Annotated in this window: 14 protein-coding genes; 7 read left to right on the forward strand and 7 right to left on the reverse strand. The window is 55.0% G+C overall.

The annotated features are described in order from the left end of the window. The first annotated feature begins 86 nt into the window (after positions 1 to 86). Together ACMGFM_RS00170 and ACMGFM_RS00175 are read left to right on the forward strand one after the other, a co-directional pair. Positions 87 to 1,277: a tyrosine-type recombinase/integrase gene (locus tag ACMGFM_RS00170; protein ID WP_436900241.1), complete on the forward strand. Its 1,191-nt coding sequence runs from the start codon at positions 87 to 89 to the stop codon at positions 1,275 to 1,277. 47 nt (positions 1,278 to 1,324) lie between these two features. Continuing rightward, positions 1,325 to 2,314, forward strand: coding sequence for a DUF7983 family protein (locus ACMGFM_RS00175; RefSeq protein WP_436900242.1), 990 nt, complete (start codon positions 1,325 to 1,327; stop codon positions 2,312 to 2,314). 6 nt (positions 2,315 to 2,320) lie between these two features. Here ACMGFM_RS00175 and ACMGFM_RS00180 read toward each other — a convergent pair whose 3' ends face one another. Further along, positions 2,321 to 2,902 (reverse strand): hypothetical protein, encoded by a 582-nt coding sequence (locus tag ACMGFM_RS00180; protein ID WP_436900243.1) that lies wholly within the window; start codon positions 2,900 to 2,902, stop codon positions 2,321 to 2,323. 42 nt (positions 2,903 to 2,944) lie between these two features. Further along, positions 2,945 to 3,598 carry a PH domain-containing protein gene (locus ACMGFM_RS00185; RefSeq protein WP_436900244.1) on the reverse strand — a complete coding sequence of 218 codons (654 nt, stop codon included), beginning with the start codon at positions 3,596 to 3,598 and terminating at the stop codon, positions 2,945 to 2,947. A 127-nt stretch (positions 3,599 to 3,725) separates the two neighbouring features. Here ACMGFM_RS00185 and ACMGFM_RS00190 point away from each other — a divergent pair, with 127 nt between their 5' ends. Then, positions 3,726 to 3,992 carry a winged helix-turn-helix domain-containing protein gene (locus ACMGFM_RS00190; RefSeq protein WP_495849249.1) on the forward strand — a complete coding sequence of 89 codons (267 nt, stop codon included), beginning with the start codon at positions 3,726 to 3,728 and terminating at the stop codon, positions 3,990 to 3,992. A gap of 235 nt (positions 3,993 to 4,227) precedes the next feature. Here ACMGFM_RS00190 and ACMGFM_RS00195 read toward each other — a convergent pair whose 3' ends face one another. Then, the gene (locus ACMGFM_RS00195; RefSeq protein ID WP_436900247.1) at positions 4,228 to 4,488 is read right to left on the reverse strand and encodes a hypothetical protein; all 261 of its coding nucleotides are present in this window, start codon (positions 4,486 to 4,488) and stop codon (positions 4,228 to 4,230) included. 301 nt (positions 4,489 to 4,789) lie between these two features. Between ACMGFM_RS00195 and ACMGFM_RS00200 the strand changes: the two genes are divergently transcribed. The 4 genes from ACMGFM_RS00200 (at position 4,790) to ACMGFM_RS00215 (ending at position 6,825) form a co-directional block, all read left to right on the forward strand. Then, positions 4,790 to 5,164 carry an SWIM zinc finger family protein gene (locus ACMGFM_RS00200; RefSeq protein WP_436900248.1) on the forward strand — a complete coding sequence of 125 codons (375 nt, stop codon included), beginning with the start codon at positions 4,790 to 4,792 and terminating at the stop codon, positions 5,162 to 5,164. Positions 5,165 to 5,294: 130 nt separating this feature from the next. Beyond that, entirely contained in the window at positions 5,295 to 5,570 is a 276-nt protein-coding gene (locus ACMGFM_RS00205; RefSeq protein ID WP_436900249.1) for a DUF8112 family protein, read from the forward strand. A gap of 84 nt (positions 5,571 to 5,654) precedes the next feature. Further along, entirely contained in the window at positions 5,655 to 6,074 is a 420-nt protein-coding gene (locus tag ACMGFM_RS00210) for a DUF6978 family protein (RefSeq protein WP_436900250.1), read from the forward strand. Continuing rightward, on the forward strand, positions 6,061 to 6,825 hold the full coding sequence (locus tag ACMGFM_RS00215) for a DUF1828 domain-containing protein (protein WP_436900251.1): 765 nt from the start codon (positions 6,061 to 6,063) through the stop codon (positions 6,823 to 6,825). The genes ACMGFM_RS00210 and ACMGFM_RS00215 overlap by 14 nt, the downstream gene beginning before the upstream one ends. 4 nt (positions 6,826 to 6,829) lie before the next feature. Here ACMGFM_RS00215 and ACMGFM_RS00220 read toward each other — a convergent pair whose 3' ends face one another. From ACMGFM_RS00220 to ACMGFM_RS00235, 4 genes are read right to left on the reverse strand one after another with little or no spacing between them, the layout of a single operon-like run. Continuing rightward, positions 6,830 to 7,552 carry a M48 family metallopeptidase gene (locus ACMGFM_RS00220; RefSeq protein ID WP_436900252.1) on the reverse strand — a complete coding sequence of 241 codons (723 nt, stop codon included), beginning with the start codon at positions 7,550 to 7,552 and terminating at the stop codon, positions 6,830 to 6,832. Then, positions 7,545 to 10,523 carry a type I restriction endonuclease subunit R gene (locus tag ACMGFM_RS00225; RefSeq protein ID WP_436900253.1) on the reverse strand — a complete coding sequence of 993 codons (2,979 nt, stop codon included), beginning with the start codon at positions 10,521 to 10,523 and terminating at the stop codon, positions 7,545 to 7,547. Before ACMGFM_RS00225 ends, ACMGFM_RS00220 begins: the two co-directional genes overlap by 8 nt. Further along, a complete protein-coding gene (locus ACMGFM_RS00230) occupies positions 10,516 to 11,880 on the reverse strand; it encodes a restriction endonuclease subunit S (protein WP_436900254.1) in 1,365 nt (454 codons plus the stop codon). Before ACMGFM_RS00230 ends, ACMGFM_RS00225 begins: the two co-directional genes overlap by 8 nt. Beyond that, on the reverse strand, positions 11,873 to 13,378 hold the full coding sequence (locus ACMGFM_RS00235; protein WP_436900255.1) for a type I restriction-modification system subunit M: 1,506 nt from the start codon (positions 13,376 to 13,378) through the stop codon (positions 11,873 to 11,875). The genes ACMGFM_RS00230 and ACMGFM_RS00235 overlap by 8 nt, the downstream gene beginning before the upstream one ends. Positions 13,379 to 13,427: the final 49 nt, after the last annotated feature.

The raw sequence follows: 13,427 nt of genomic DNA on the forward strand, positions 1-13,427 counted from the left end.
TCGCCGTCTTGCGATTCGTATAGTTGTCAGGACACCATAAGGTCAGGCACTACGCCGTCCCGCGATTCCGGGGGTGAGCGGTGCCGATGAACCGGACTGACCCGCTCGACAACCTCGGTAGCGGAGAAACCGTATCGGCGGAGATTCCACCCGCGCCCGAAGACTACGAGTTCGAATATCCGTTGGTCAGCGAGCGCTCGAAGCGCGACCTACAAGAGTTCGGACTGAACATGGTAGACGACTATCGGGACTTCAAGCACGAACTGCTGTCGTGGCTCGCCAACTACGGGAAGAATCCCGAGAAACACGAGGGCCTTGCACGTTCGACGCTCGAATCCACCCACTACAAACTCGAAACTGCCTTCCGGTGGCTGTGGCGGTACGAGAACCAGTACACTACGCAGTTCACGCCCGACCACGCGGACAAGTTCGTTCGCGTTCTCGACCAGTCCGAGGGGATGATTGACTCGACCGTGCTACACCACGCCAAGGACGTTAAGCGGTACTTCCGCTTCAGCAACCATGTCCGGGGAACGGACTACGAGTGGGAACTTGACGTGGAACTCTCACAGGCGAACGGTGACGAGCGGGATTACCTTCGACGGAGTGCGTTCGAGCCACTGTATCAGGCCGCGCTCGAACATTCGTCGGTGAAAAGTTACCACTCGGTGTCGCCCGATGAACGTAGTCAACTGAAGGCCTTCGTCGCACAGCGGCTTGGTATCCCGAAGGAGAAGGTCGGCCCGGCGGAGTTCAAAGAAGCGAACTCATGGAAGTACCCGTCCATGATTGCGGTCACGCTCGACACCGGACTACGACCTATCGAGGTTGGTCGGGCGAAGGTATCGTGGGTCAACCTCGAAGATAACGAACTGAACATCCCGAAAGACGAGGCCACGAAGAACGAAGCGCATTGGAACTGTGCTATCAAGGGCCGGACGGCGAAGGCCCTGAAACGCTGGCTCGATGAACGGGGGTCGATGGACAAGTACGACGGTAGAGACGAGTTGTGGCTAACGCAGAAGTCGTCGCCGTACAGTTCCAAATCGTGCAACGCTCTCCTTCACCGGATAATCGAGAGCGGTGACGTTCCGATTCCCGAGCATAAGGAAATCTCGTGGTACTCTATCCGGCATGGGGTGGCGACGTATTGGGCCAACCACGTTGGCCCGCACCACGCGAAAGAGCAACTGCGCCACAAGAGCCTGAACACGACTATGAAGTACCTACACTCGGACGCAGAAACGCGGAACAGTGCTGTAGAGCAAATCTGGTAACGAGAGTTCACCAGAACGTTTTATTTCGGTCGTTCGTACCCGCTTGCATGACCTTCGGTTCTACATGGCAGAACCTTCTCGACAACATCGAAGAACTCCCGTCGGACGCGACCCTCGTCACCCCACTTTCGCGCAAGGCGTTTCGCGTCACCGACGTTCAGGAACACCGAGTGCTGATTCAGTACCGCGACGACGACGAGACGATACCCCTACAGCGCGACCAGTTCGAGACACTTCACCGTCGTATCCAAGACTCGCGCGGCGAGTTCGAGTTAGACCGGCTCCCACCAGACGCGGAACCTTACGCGACCGTGCTGTCGCTACACCCGCGCTTCGAGGTAGACGACCGGGAAGGGACGCTAACCGAGTCGGAGACGCCCACAGGCTCGCCGTTAGTGGACGCGACTGAAGACACCGACGACGGCGACGACGAGCGCGAAGAGCCGGATGTAGACGTGTATGCAGACGCTCTGTTGCTTATCGACGCCCTCGAACGTCACGATGTAACCCACCTTGAAGACGTGGAAACGCCCGCTCTCGTCAACCTCTATACGCTTCTCTCCGATGTACAGCGCAACGCCAACGACCTGCGCCAAGACGTGCGGACTGTCCTTCTCGACCGATTACATCATGACCAACCCGTCAGCGGTCAGTTCGGGTCAGTCCAACGGACAAGTCGTCGGAATCGGTCACTCAAGGACGACGAGGTAGTGCTGAACGCTTTCGAGTCCGCAGGTATCGAACGGGAACGCCTGACGACTGTTGATTCGGACAAGGTAGACGAAGCGCTCGACGTGACCGAACTGTCCGAAACCGACGTGTACGAAGTCGAAGAGAGCGAGTACGTCCGGAAGGCGGACGTTGACGAAGACGAGAAGGAGACGCGCCTACAGGGACTCAAGGACAGGCTGGCAGAGACGGAAGGCGAGGAAGCCGACGAACTCCGCGAGGAAATCGAGGAACTCGAAGACCGAATTGACGAACTGACCGAGTTCCGGTCGGGTCGGTCGTTCCACGAATCCGCTACTGGTGGATAGCCACCTTCACCGCAGATGTTCGAGGATTTGGAGAATCCGAAACCCGAGTTCACCGTAGTCCTTCTCGGTCTGCCCCGCCTTCTCGCGTAGTGCTTCTATGCGCTCGGTGTACTCTTCGTTAATTACGAGTTCGAGTTCCGCGCCAGTTTCGTCTTCGAACTCGTCGGCCATGTCGTACAGACCTGTCAGTAGGTACTTTTCATCACGGTTCCCGCGCACGACGGGCGACCAGAACTGGTAGACGAAGGAATAGTCGTCGGCGTCGAAGAGTTCGGTGACGTACTCTCTATCAGCGGTAAACTTCTCCCATAACCGTTCGAGCGTGTGCTGGTAGTCGTCGTTCCCGTACTCTTCCCATCGGTCGGTGTCGGGTGTCCCCGAGTAGTGAAGGCCGTCGATATGGGTCACAACTTCGCAGGTATAGACGACCCGTTCACCTCGTTCAGTGCTGTCTACCCCTATCACGTCAATTTCGAGTTGGTCGCCTTGCTTTTGCGACCGCTGGTTATACATCACCAGTTCGCAACCCTCTACGAGCCGAAGGTACGAGCCGACGAGAAGTTCCCCTGATTCCGGCTGTTCGGTCATACATCCACCTCAAGGCGTTCCATCAAAAACATTCAGTCCGAGTTATCCAGTCACACCACCTTTCGCTTTTTTAGCGTGCGCTCGGGCCTTCGGTAGAGAAATGGGAATGAGAACAACCGTCATACATAGCGCAACGTGAATCCACCTCCATTTTTTGTGGTCGCTCGGATTGAACCCACAGTGCGGACACCGACTAACCCCTTCGGATACACCCTCACCACACTCGACACAGGATTCGGTCTTGTGAAGGTCTGCGCGATTCGCGGAACCAGACGAGGTTGCTTGCTCTGCTGGTTGGTGGTTGCTGATTTGCTCTCGAATGTAGTCAACCATTTCTTCGAGTTCAGCGTCCCCCGGCTCGTCTGCTTTGAATGTGTACGTCTTGCCCCGTATCGTTCGGAGTTTAATCTGTGTACCAGTCAACCCACTTGACCCTATGTCAGCCGCACTCAGGTCTTCGTATTGGACTTCCTCGACCTTGCTACCTGTGATTTGAGGAATTTTGATAAAGACTCGCTGGTCAGTCGCCACCATACGGGGCCACCCTTTCGTACTGCTGAGTTTAGATGTAGACCCCTGAAATTTCGCTTTTACGTTACCGCTTCCCTTTGCGATATAATTGACTGTCTCGTCACTCCAAACTTCGCTCTCTACCTTGCCGAGGGTATCGTCTGTGACGTAGTTTCCTTGAGGCATTCGAGAGTCACCAATTCTGTTAGTAAATGACACGGATTTCGCATATAACTGTTGCTGTAGTTTACACTGTGTTAACTAAAGTATACGATTCGTGATATGTAACGACAACGCCCCTGACTCTCCAGTAATGAGGAAATCGGCGGAGTGGATGACTATAGCGGACGAGCGGATTCTTGAGTTCTTGAGCGAGAACGACTCCGGTACACCGTCGAGTATGGCAGGAAGTGAATACGTTCGATTCAGTCGCCCTCACATCCACGAGCGCTGTCAGAAATTGAAGCACCACGGATTAATCCGATTTCTCGGAAACGGCGTCTACATTATCACAGACGAGGGTCGGCAGTACCTCGACGGCGACCTCGACGCGGCTGAACTCGAACAGGACGAAGAGTAACGCCGGTCGGACATTCGTTCCCTATTCGGCAATGAATGGGTGTCTTGACGGCTCTACTCCGACTTTCGAGGATGGGCGTACCGCCAGCGACCCGCGAGAGCGCCGTGAGTGCGCTGTGAGCGCGTTCGTCGCGTGGCGAGTGGTATCCATCCTTTCGAGGTTGAACTAGAGTCACGACCATCAGAGGGCCTGAAGAGCGTTTTATAACTCTATAACTCTCTGTGAACCGGTTTCACTATTCCACAAACGACTGCGGTTGGAGTTCCTCGGATTCGGCCAACCACCACACTGTGTTTCGGCCACCAATCTGCTTACTCTCTAATCGGCCTTCGTCGGCCAGCGACCGGAGTCGATTGTAGGTGGCCCGTCGCTTGAGTGGTACCTGTTCTGCTACTTCCGCAGTCGAAAGCACGGGGTCGTCTGTCTCTCGAAACAAGACGATGATTTCATCGTTACTCACCTTCGGTGTTGGCCCCGGTTTTGAATCTTCACCCATAGAGGTTCCTATTGCGCGTAATCAGTTAACTATACCGTCTAAGGCAGTACACTTAATATCCCTGCCGTCCAAGGTATAGATAGAGAAGGACTCGTCTCTTGGGGCGTGATTCACGCGAAAACGCCCGGCGCTTAGGACGCCGGACGGGGCCTTCTCGACGGAGCCAAGAAGGCATGAGCAAATTCGATACAGCGGCAGGTGAATCTTCCGCTACGGACGACTGTACCGACCTCGAACAGCGCGATGTACGCGCCTTGACGGAGTACATGACCGTCCTTCCGTCGGGGGCGACGTGTACTCTGTGACGACGCAGAGCGGGTCAGAGTACCGCGTAGACGCCCGTGAAGGCCGGTGTACGTGTCCTGACCACCAGTACCGGGAAGCCGAGTGCAAGCACATCCGCCGTATAGCGTTCGCAACTGGTCAGCGCCCCATTCCCGCGTGGGTGGACGCCGACGAGGTAGACGCCCAACTCGGGGAACACGTCGAAGAGACGCCGAAGGTCGCCGCGACTGACGGTGGCGTCACGCTCGAAGAGTTCGGTGGCGACGACCGCGACGACGACCGTCCCGAGGATTGCGATTGTAGCCCGCTCTTCGAAGACCTCGCCTGCTGGCCGTGCTACAGGGACGGCTTCGAGACGCCAAACCCGCACGCTACGGGTGACGACGAATGACGGATACGCCGACGTGTCTCCGTTGCGGCTCGGAACTCGATTACGGAGCGCTGTTGGACTCCGTGACCGGCCAACGTGGATGGGCCTGTAACGAGTGTAACGTCGCCTACTCGTCGCTTGAGGTGGGCCAATGACGCGACCGTCTCCGGCGGCGGCCCTCAACGGCGGAGAGATAGGACATATCTGCGACCGATGTAACAAGGGCGCGCGAACTGGCGACCTTGTGCGAGCGTATGCCACTCACTACGACGACGGCGGGTGGGTTATTCGCCGCGTGTGGTGCGACGACTGCGGAAGCACGACTATCGGTCTGCCGACCGACGGGGCCGACGAGGTAGTCGTTGAAGCCGTGTATTGGCAGTCGCGGCTGGTTGGCGTGACAACCGTTGATAGAAACAAGCCGTGATTTTTGTCGGTTTGAGCGATTTCACTTTCAATTCCGGGCCGACTTATAAGTTGCAATGTGTTCAATACGCGGACATAACCACTCATGGTAACGAAGGCTGAAATTGACGGTATCTACGATATGGAGAAAGTGATTGAAGAGGATTGGGAGTGGCAACGACGAGGGCCAAATCTGGAAGGTGAGGCAACGGTGTATTGCCTTAACGAAGATGTAAACCTCACTCTCAAAGCGTGGAAGCGTCGGAGTTACGGCTTCTGTCTTCTGTATAAGAGTTCGAAGGTGGTTCGACGGTGGGACTCATCGACACCACATACCAACCCTGACGGTGAGGTTATTACAGAGCCGCACAAACATTACTGGACTGAAAAGCATGAAGCCGACTACGCCTATCCGGTGGACGACGTTGCCACGGACGATGTTCACCAAGCCTTTAGGGACTTTCTCGACGAGTGTAACATAGAACTACGCGGAACGTACCAAACGGGACTGAATGACCATGACTAACTGCAAAGACTTGGTGTGGCCCGCCCTCAATTCGGCGTTCGAAGAGAGTGTTTCCATCACCGATGAAGATGGTGAGTGCCGCATTACAGTCCCGTTCGAGAGGGCCGATAGGGACGCTATCACCCTATGGATTCGAAGAGAGGGAGAAGAATATGTTATCTCTGATGAGGGTGAAACCTACGGGTACCTCTACCTCTCGAATATTAATCTTGACCAGTCCCGGCGAGAAAAGCGATTGAGTAGCACCAAGCAACGCTTCGACTTGGATAGTGCAAAGTACGAAATAAAACTCACCACCTCGAAAGAGCGATTAGGTCAACGTCTTCTGGACGCTATTCAGGCAGTCCAATCTATCTCATATCTATCCTATACTCGCAGGCAGTACACGCAAACGGACTTCCGAGACGAGGTTGGGAGTTACTTGAACGGCAAAGGATACCACTATGAGCGAAATGTGGATGTTGAGGGTGATTCAGAACCACATCGCGTCGATTTCCATGTACAGAACGGGAAACCGACATACCTTGACGCTCTCCATGCTGAAGACGTATCAACATCACATGGCATGGCCGAGCGGACGGCGTTCAAGTGGGTAGACATACAAGCCGGAGCGCCGGAAGTGAAGACTATTGCCGTTCTTGACGACGAGTCGGGCGAGTACGATGAACGGACAGTGAGAATCCTCTCGAATTACTCAGATAAGTACATCCCGTGGTCTGCTCGGGGGTCAATTCCCGACGCGATTGGGTAACTGTCTACAGGTCGTCTTCGCTGAAAATCAGCCGTACACTATTCTGTTCTAACCACTCGGCCTTCTCCTTGTAGTCAGGGATATGTTCTCCAACCAACTGCCAGAACTCTCGTCCGTGGTGCTGTTCGGTCAGGTGAGCGAGTTCGTGGACGACGAGGTAATCAACAACGTCGGGCGGGGCCATAATGAGCCGCCAGTTCAGGCTAATCGTTCCGCCAGTCGAACAACTACCCCACCGTGTGCGCTGGTTTCGGAGTTCGAGTTCTTCGTACTCGACGCTCATGCGCTCGGCGTAGTGGTCGGTGCGGTCAGTGAGATACTCCCGCGCCCGGCTCCGATAGAAGTTTTCGAGAACTTGCTTGACTGACGATTGCTCGACGGCACTCTTTCGGAGCCGAATCGAATCCTCGTCTACCTCGTGTTTCTGTAGTGGCTCAATAACGAGTTCCCGGTCTTCTCCGAGGAATGGGAAGCGCTCGCCAGCCTCGAATGTCCGGTCGGGGACTTGCTCTCGATAGGCGTCGTACTTCCGTTGCTGGTCTACCACCCATGCCGCATTTTCCTTGAGTAGTTCTGCGTGCTGAACGTCGTCGCCTTCGGGAACGACGACCGTCACGCCGTGTATGTCAACGTCGATACGTGGTTCACTGGCGTCGGTGCTATCGCGTACCTCGTACTCGACGGGGTTCCCCAATAGGTCGATATTCCGACTGTGGGCTTTAGCCATGATTCTCGATAAGGTAGTTCCGTATCGAGTCCACGAACCCATCGTCGTCTCGAATCAGGTGGCCGAGTTCGTTCTCCTTTACCAGTACGTCCAACAGGATACGCTCGATTTCCGCGATGGTCTGCTGGTTCGTCTTCCACCCGTAGTATCCTCGGTCAACGCGTTCGCGGAACTGTGAGACGATTTCTTCGGCCACTTCCTCGGCCTGTTCTTCAGACTCGATAGCGTCGGGAGTCTGTTCTGTGAGGTGCGTGTATATGGCGAACTCCGCGTCGTCCATCCCCTGCTCTTCGGCTTCCTCTTCGACGTTCAGAACCTCTTCTTCGACCGATTTTAGCGCCTCGACAGCGTCGGGGTCACTGATTTCATCACCCTGCCAGCGTTCCACTATGTCGGTCACGCGCTCGCTCAATCGCTTGTAGCGAGGATTCTGGTTCTCCCGAGGGTGTAGGTGTTCGCGGGTCGCGTGGGCAATCTGCGAGGCCTTGACGCCGGGATTGTCCAACCCTTCTACGTCTTCGAGGTACTCTTCCCCGAGTTTGTAGGTCGGGAAGTCGTCCTTGATTTCCGTGATTTCGACGTTCTCGTTGATTATCTCTCGCGTCTTCTCGCGCATGTCGTCTTCGGGGTCATCTTCGCCCCCGGTCGTGCGCTTGAATGCGACGTGAATCCGGCTCAACCACTTGTAGTCGCGCTCGATACCCTCGTTGATTAGCCGCTTGTCCGGAGCGACGGCTTCATAGAGATTCTGTAGACGGCGGAAGCCCTGTTTGAACTCGCGGCGCTCGGGATGGGTGCTAATGCGTTCGACGGCTTCGTAGGCGGCTTCTTGGGTGTCGTCCTTGGGTATGCCATCGAAGATACCCATGACCGTTTCCAACTGGTCTTTCAGGTCGTCGTAGAGTTCGTCCTTATTGCGGGCGGCGTAGGCCTTCGTCTCGGCGTCGTAGTCGAGGGCGTCGTCAATGTTTTCGAAGACACCTTGGAAGTCCACAATCTCACCGTTCTCCTTGCCCTCGGCAGGCCGGTTCGTCCGGGCGATAGCCTGCATGAGATTGTGGTTCTTGAGGTTGCGGTCGAGATACATCGTCTTCAGAATCGGTGCGTCGAAGCCCGTCAGAAGCATGTTGTGGACGACCAGCAGTTTCGGCGTGACTTCCTCGGTTTCCTCGTCGGTCTGCTTGAACGCCTTGATGATACTGTCGCGCTCTTCGGAGTCGGTGTGGAACTGCTGAATCAGGTCGGGGTCGTCGTTGGTCGCCGTGTAGAGAACTTCCACTTCGTCCTCGCCACGACGGTCAATGAGCCGCTCGCCGTACAGTGCGGCTGACCGGCGGCTCGGTGTGACGACCATGCCTTTCCACCTGTTCGGTGCGACGTGTTCGTCGTAGTGTCGGTCTATTTCTTCGACGGCGCGGTCTACGCGAGGTTCGATTTCAGCCAGTGTCCGAGCGGTTACGTTCTTTTGAATGAACTCGCGTTTCTCGTCTGTACTCAATCCACGAAACTCCTGCTCGAACTCTTCGTCAAGCCCTGCTTCGTCTATCTCCCATTCCATTTCGTGACGGAGCGTGAAGTAGACGGGAAGAATCAGCCCGTCCTCGATACCCTGCTTGACCGAGTAGCGGTGAAGATAGTCCTCGTCCTCGGGTGAGAACTCGCGGAATGTGTTGCGGTCTTCGTGGCGTTCGCCCTCGCGGACAGGTGTCCCGGTGAAACCGAAGTGGTAGCAGTCGGGAAGGGCGGCGTCGAGACGACTGCCAAGGTCGGCTTCCATGAACCGGTGGGCCTCGTCGCTCATCACGATTACCTCGTCGTTGCCCTGTTCGTCGGGGTCAACGTCCTCGAACTTCTGAATCGTCGTGAGAACCAGTTCACTTTGGCCCTGTTCGATAAGTTCCTCAAGATGGGCGATACTCTCGGCCTCTGTCCACTGTTCGAGGGTGAGGTTCGCCAACTGGTCGCGCATTTGGGAGTTCAACTTGTCCGTATCGACAATGATGAACACCTGTGGATTGCGGGCCACGGTGGGGCGCGAGAGAAGGTTCTCGGCGGCATAGAGCATGGTAAACGACTTGCCCGACCCTTGGGTGTGCCAGACGAGGCCGCGCTTGTGGACGCCCTCACGGACGCGGTCGAGAACCGCGTTCACCGCGTAGTACTGCATGTACCGGGGAACGATTTTCGCGTCTCCACCGGCTCGGCGCTCGTAGAAGACGAAGTTCTTCAGCAGGTCGAGGATAGATTCGGGATTGCACAGAGCCTTGATAGCCTGTCTCACGTCGTTACTGTCCTCGAACTCTTCGGGAGCGTCGTTCCACGGTTCGTAGAACTCCTTGGGTGCGCCGACCGCGCCGTAGCGGAGTTCAAAGGTGTCGGCGGCGATGTTGAACAGGCCGGGGACGAAGAGTCGTGATACGTCTTTCTCGTAGTTCCGAAGGTCACGGACGGCGTCGTGCCAGTCGTTGTCCTGTGCTTGGCTCTTGAGTTCCATCGTGACCAGCGGAATCCCGTTCACGAAGAGACTCACGTCGGGACGAATGGTTGTCTCGCGGGAGACAGAGAACTGATTGACAGCGTGGAACCGGTTGTTTTCCGGGTCAGCGTAGTCTATCAGGTCAACGTAGACAGTCTCGGTCGAACCGTCGTCGCGTTGGACGGAGAAGGTTTTACCCTTTGTCAGCAGTTGGTGGAACGCTCGGTTCCCGTCCATCAGGTTCTCGGTGTCGAGGTCGCGCTTCAGTGACGAGATGAACTTCTCGACGTTTTCGCTGGTCACGTCCTCATTGAGCGCGACGACTTGTTCAGCCAGTAAGTCCCAATAGACGACCTCGTGACTCTGCCGGTCGTAGGCGTCATTAAGAACGTTCGCGCCCCGGTCGCCGTCCTGCCCGTGTGTCTCCCATCCGACGCCGTCGAGCCACGAAAGAAGCGAGCGTTCGACACCCTGTTCAGATGGGATACTAACCATGCTGTGCGATTTCGTCAGGTACCTCTATGTTAGTGTCGGTTGTTCGGACTGTTCCCGACAGCAGGTCTTGCATGAGGCCTTGCTTGAGGAACTTCAACGATTCTAAATATGATTTCTCGTTTTCTAATTGGTCTGCAAATGTATCGAGTTTGTTGGCAATACGCTCTTGTTCATCAATACTCGCCGGATGGGGGATTGGGACTTTTCGTAGTTGCCCCAATGTGATTTCGTCAAACGTAGTTCCCTTGAGTCGAACGTCAATCATTGACTGAACCGCGTTCGACCGAATTGCCCAAAGCAAGAAACGGTTGTCTACAGAATCATTCGGAGAAACGCGTGCAGTACCTTGTGTAAGGTTAGCACCTTCTAACTCTGGTGGCACCTGTACCACAACTCCCACAGTCGCTCTTATCGTTACAACAAGTTCCCCTGATTGCAGTCTTGAACGATTGTAATCTTCCGTAATCTCTTCTGAAGTTCGACTCAACTCTTCGATTTCCAACTCTCCGTTGGTGATGTCTCCTGTTTTGATGTATGGAACCCCGTTATCAATATGAGGGCCTGCTTGAACGATACCATAGGTTATTTTTTCAGCGCAGAGGTCTTGTAGCGTAGAAACACGCCAGTCTGACGGGATGGTGTATCGACGTTCTTCCTTGTAAGATTCAGCGTCTACTTCGGGCGAAGGACGCACTCTTCCCGATTCATCTATACCTCGTGTGAATAAGTCGTTCAAAACTCCATCTTGAACCCGTTCTACTTGTTCAATAATTTCTTTTGTCTTCTGAATCGCTTGGTCGACGTTGTGAAGTACGGTTGCGATTTTGCGCTGTTCTTTGAGCGTCGGAACCGGAATATCAAGCAACTGTAGGTCGCTCTTGGTAACGGAATTGAATGTACTACCAGTAGCAAGTCGAGAAAGCCACGGCTTTCGTTCTGCAAGATTGTAGAAGAGATAGAGTCCATTGAGAGTCTTCGGTCGCAAGGCCGCAATTCCACGACCGATACAGCAGTTCGTATCAGCGATGTTCAAGTCACCAACCGGAGCGCGAATACTCATCAGTACATCATTCTTTTCGGCTTCTTTCCGAGGCTCCGAACACCATGTATCTGCCTCGGGATAGAAGTGGCCGAACTCGGAGTTACCTTGGAAGAATGGAAGTCCTTCACCTTCCTCGTTGTATGTAGACGAAGGGGGCGAGTTCCCCGGAATAATTTCAGATATATCCGCGAGTGCCTCAATTGACCAATCTGCCGGTATCTCTCCCAATCCGAAAAGTTCTCGGACACTATCCTCTTCAGATTCCCCCTCTTCGGCAGTCCCGATGAAATCATCCAAGGTCGCGTCCTCACTCATAGTTCAGCGCCCCCATGTGCTGACTCATCCGCGATTCAATCTCGTCCCGTTCAGCCTGTAAATCGCGTAGTTTCCCGAGTTCTTCCTGTACGTCTATGTCTTCTTCTGGTTCCGTCGTATCGACATAGAGCGCGATATTTAGGTTATACTCGTTCTCTTCGATTTCGTCCAGCGACACCGTTCGGCTAACTCGCTCTTCAGTCGTCCAGTTACGGAAATTCTTAACGATGTGGTCAAGACCCTCTTCAGTCAGAATATTCTGGTTCGATTCGTCTCTGTAGAAGTCTTCATCTGCGGCGTGAATGAACTGTACCTCGTTCTCACGTTCATCGGACTTGTCCGTATTCAGCACGAGGATAGCCGACGGGATACTGTTGTTTTGGAAAAGATTCTCCGGAAGCCCAACGATGGCTTCCACCATATCGTTCTCCAACATCGGCTTCCGGTAGCGCTCTTCGTGCTTTCGGAAGAGTACACCATGCGGAATGACGATAGCCGCCTTCCCGCCCGTCCCATCGCGGTCGGGCCGCTTCAACTGCTTCGCCATGTGCATGATGAACGCATAGTCGCCCCGGTCGGCGCGAGGGAGTTTCTCGTGCCAGTCGAAGCGTCCCCACGGGTCGTCCTGTAGTTCGTCTTTGGCCCAGTTAGCCGAGAACGGGAAGTTTGCCAGCACCCGGTCGAAGCGCGTCAGTTCGTTGTCCTCGTCGTTGGTGAACTCCGGACTCGCCAGCGAGTCCTCGCGTGAAATAGAGCCATTTAGCCCGTGGATAGAGAGATTCATGCGGGCGATAGCGGCTATGTCGGGATTGATTTCCTGTCCGGTGAGTTCGAGTTTCGAGGGGTCGCCACCCTGTTCCTCGCGGTAGTAACGGGCGGCCTCAATGAGCATACCACCGGAGCCAACGGTGGGGTCGTGGAACGTCATGCCGTCCTCGAACTCGTCCACGAGACGAACGCAGAGATTGACGATATGCGGGGGCGTGAAAAATTGGCCCCCCGATTTGCCTTCTTCTTCGGCAAAGTGTCGAACCAAGTCCATATACGCTTCCCCGAGCATGTCCGGGGGAACGCTGTCCCGGTCGAAGTTGTACTTCGAGAGGTGTTCGACCAGTCTCCCGAGCCGTTCGTCGCCAAGCGCGTCAGCCTCGATGTAGTCCGTTCCCTCGAAAATACCCTTGAGTTCCGGGTTTTCTTCGGTGAGCGCGTCAAAGGCTTCGTTCAGGGCTTGGTCTACGTTGTCCGAGACGGCGCGAACGTCTTCCCACGAATGTCCCTCGGGGACAACAGGAACATCGTAGAGGTTCTTCCGACGAGCGAAGTCTTCACCGTACTCGTCGAGATTCTGTTCGTATTGCTTCTCGAACTCATCGCTGATACTCTTGTAGTAGACGAGAGGAAGTATGAACTCCTTGTAGTCGGTCGGGTCAACGGCGTCCCGGATAATGTCTGCACACTCGAAGAGGTGGTTTTCGAGTTCGTCCAAAGAGATTGCCATAGACGTTCCATTTCACGGGAACGGGTTATTTGCTCCGGTGAAGTTCGAG

Source organism: Halovenus halobia (assembly GCF_051414135.1).
In the GTDB taxonomy this organism is placed as follows: domain Archaea; phylum Halobacteriota; class Halobacteria; order Halobacteriales; family Haloarculaceae; genus Halovenus; species Halovenus halobia.

Bases quoted from the DNA above. Each gene is read 5' to 3' on its own strand.
- ACMGFM_RS00220 (WP_436900252.1), bottom strand. From the start codon at position 7,552: ATGGCTAAAGCCCACAGTCGGAATATCGACCTATTGGGGAACCCCGTC.
- ACMGFM_RS00225 (WP_436900253.1), bottom strand. From the start codon at position 10,523: ATGGTTAGTATCCCATCTGAACAGGGTGTCGAACGCTCGCTTCTTTCG.
- ACMGFM_RS00210 (WP_436900250.1), top strand. From the start codon at position 5,655: ATGGTAACGAAGGCTGAAATTGACGGTATCTACGATATGGAGAAAGTG.
- ACMGFM_RS00205 (WP_436900249.1), top strand. From the start codon at position 5,295: ATGACGCGACCGTCTCCGGCGGCGGCCCTCAACGGCGGAGAGATAGGA.
- ACMGFM_RS00215 (WP_436900251.1), top strand. From the start codon at position 6,061: ATGACCATGACTAACTGCAAAGACTTGGTGTGGCCCGCCCTCAATTCG.
- ACMGFM_RS00180 (WP_436900243.1), bottom strand. From the start codon at position 2,902: ATGACCGAACAGCCGGAATCAGGGGAACTTCTCGTCGGCTCGTACCTT.
- ACMGFM_RS00185 (WP_436900244.1), bottom strand. From the start codon at position 3,598: ATGCCTCAAGGAAACTACGTCACAGACGATACCCTCGGCAAGGTAGAG.
- ACMGFM_RS00175 (WP_436900242.1), top strand. From the start codon at position 1,325: ATGACCTTCGGTTCTACATGGCAGAACCTTCTCGACAACATCGAAGAA.
- ACMGFM_RS00190 (WP_495849249.1), top strand. From the start codon at position 3,726: ATGAGGAAATCGGCGGAGTGGATGACTATAGCGGACGAGCGGATTCTT.
- ACMGFM_RS00170 (WP_436900241.1), top strand. From the start codon at position 87: ATGAACCGGACTGACCCGCTCGACAACCTCGGTAGCGGAGAAACCGTA.
- ACMGFM_RS00195 (WP_436900247.1), bottom strand. From the start codon at position 4,488: ATGGGTGAAGATTCAAAACCGGGGCCAACACCGAAGGTGAGTAACGAT.
- ACMGFM_RS00230 (WP_436900254.1), bottom strand. From the start codon at position 11,880: ATGAGTGAGGACGCGACCTTGGATGATTTCATCGGGACTGCCGAAGAG.
- ACMGFM_RS00235 (WP_436900255.1), bottom strand. From the start codon at position 13,378: ATGGCAATCTCTTTGGACGAACTCGAAAACCACCTCTTCGAGTGTGCA.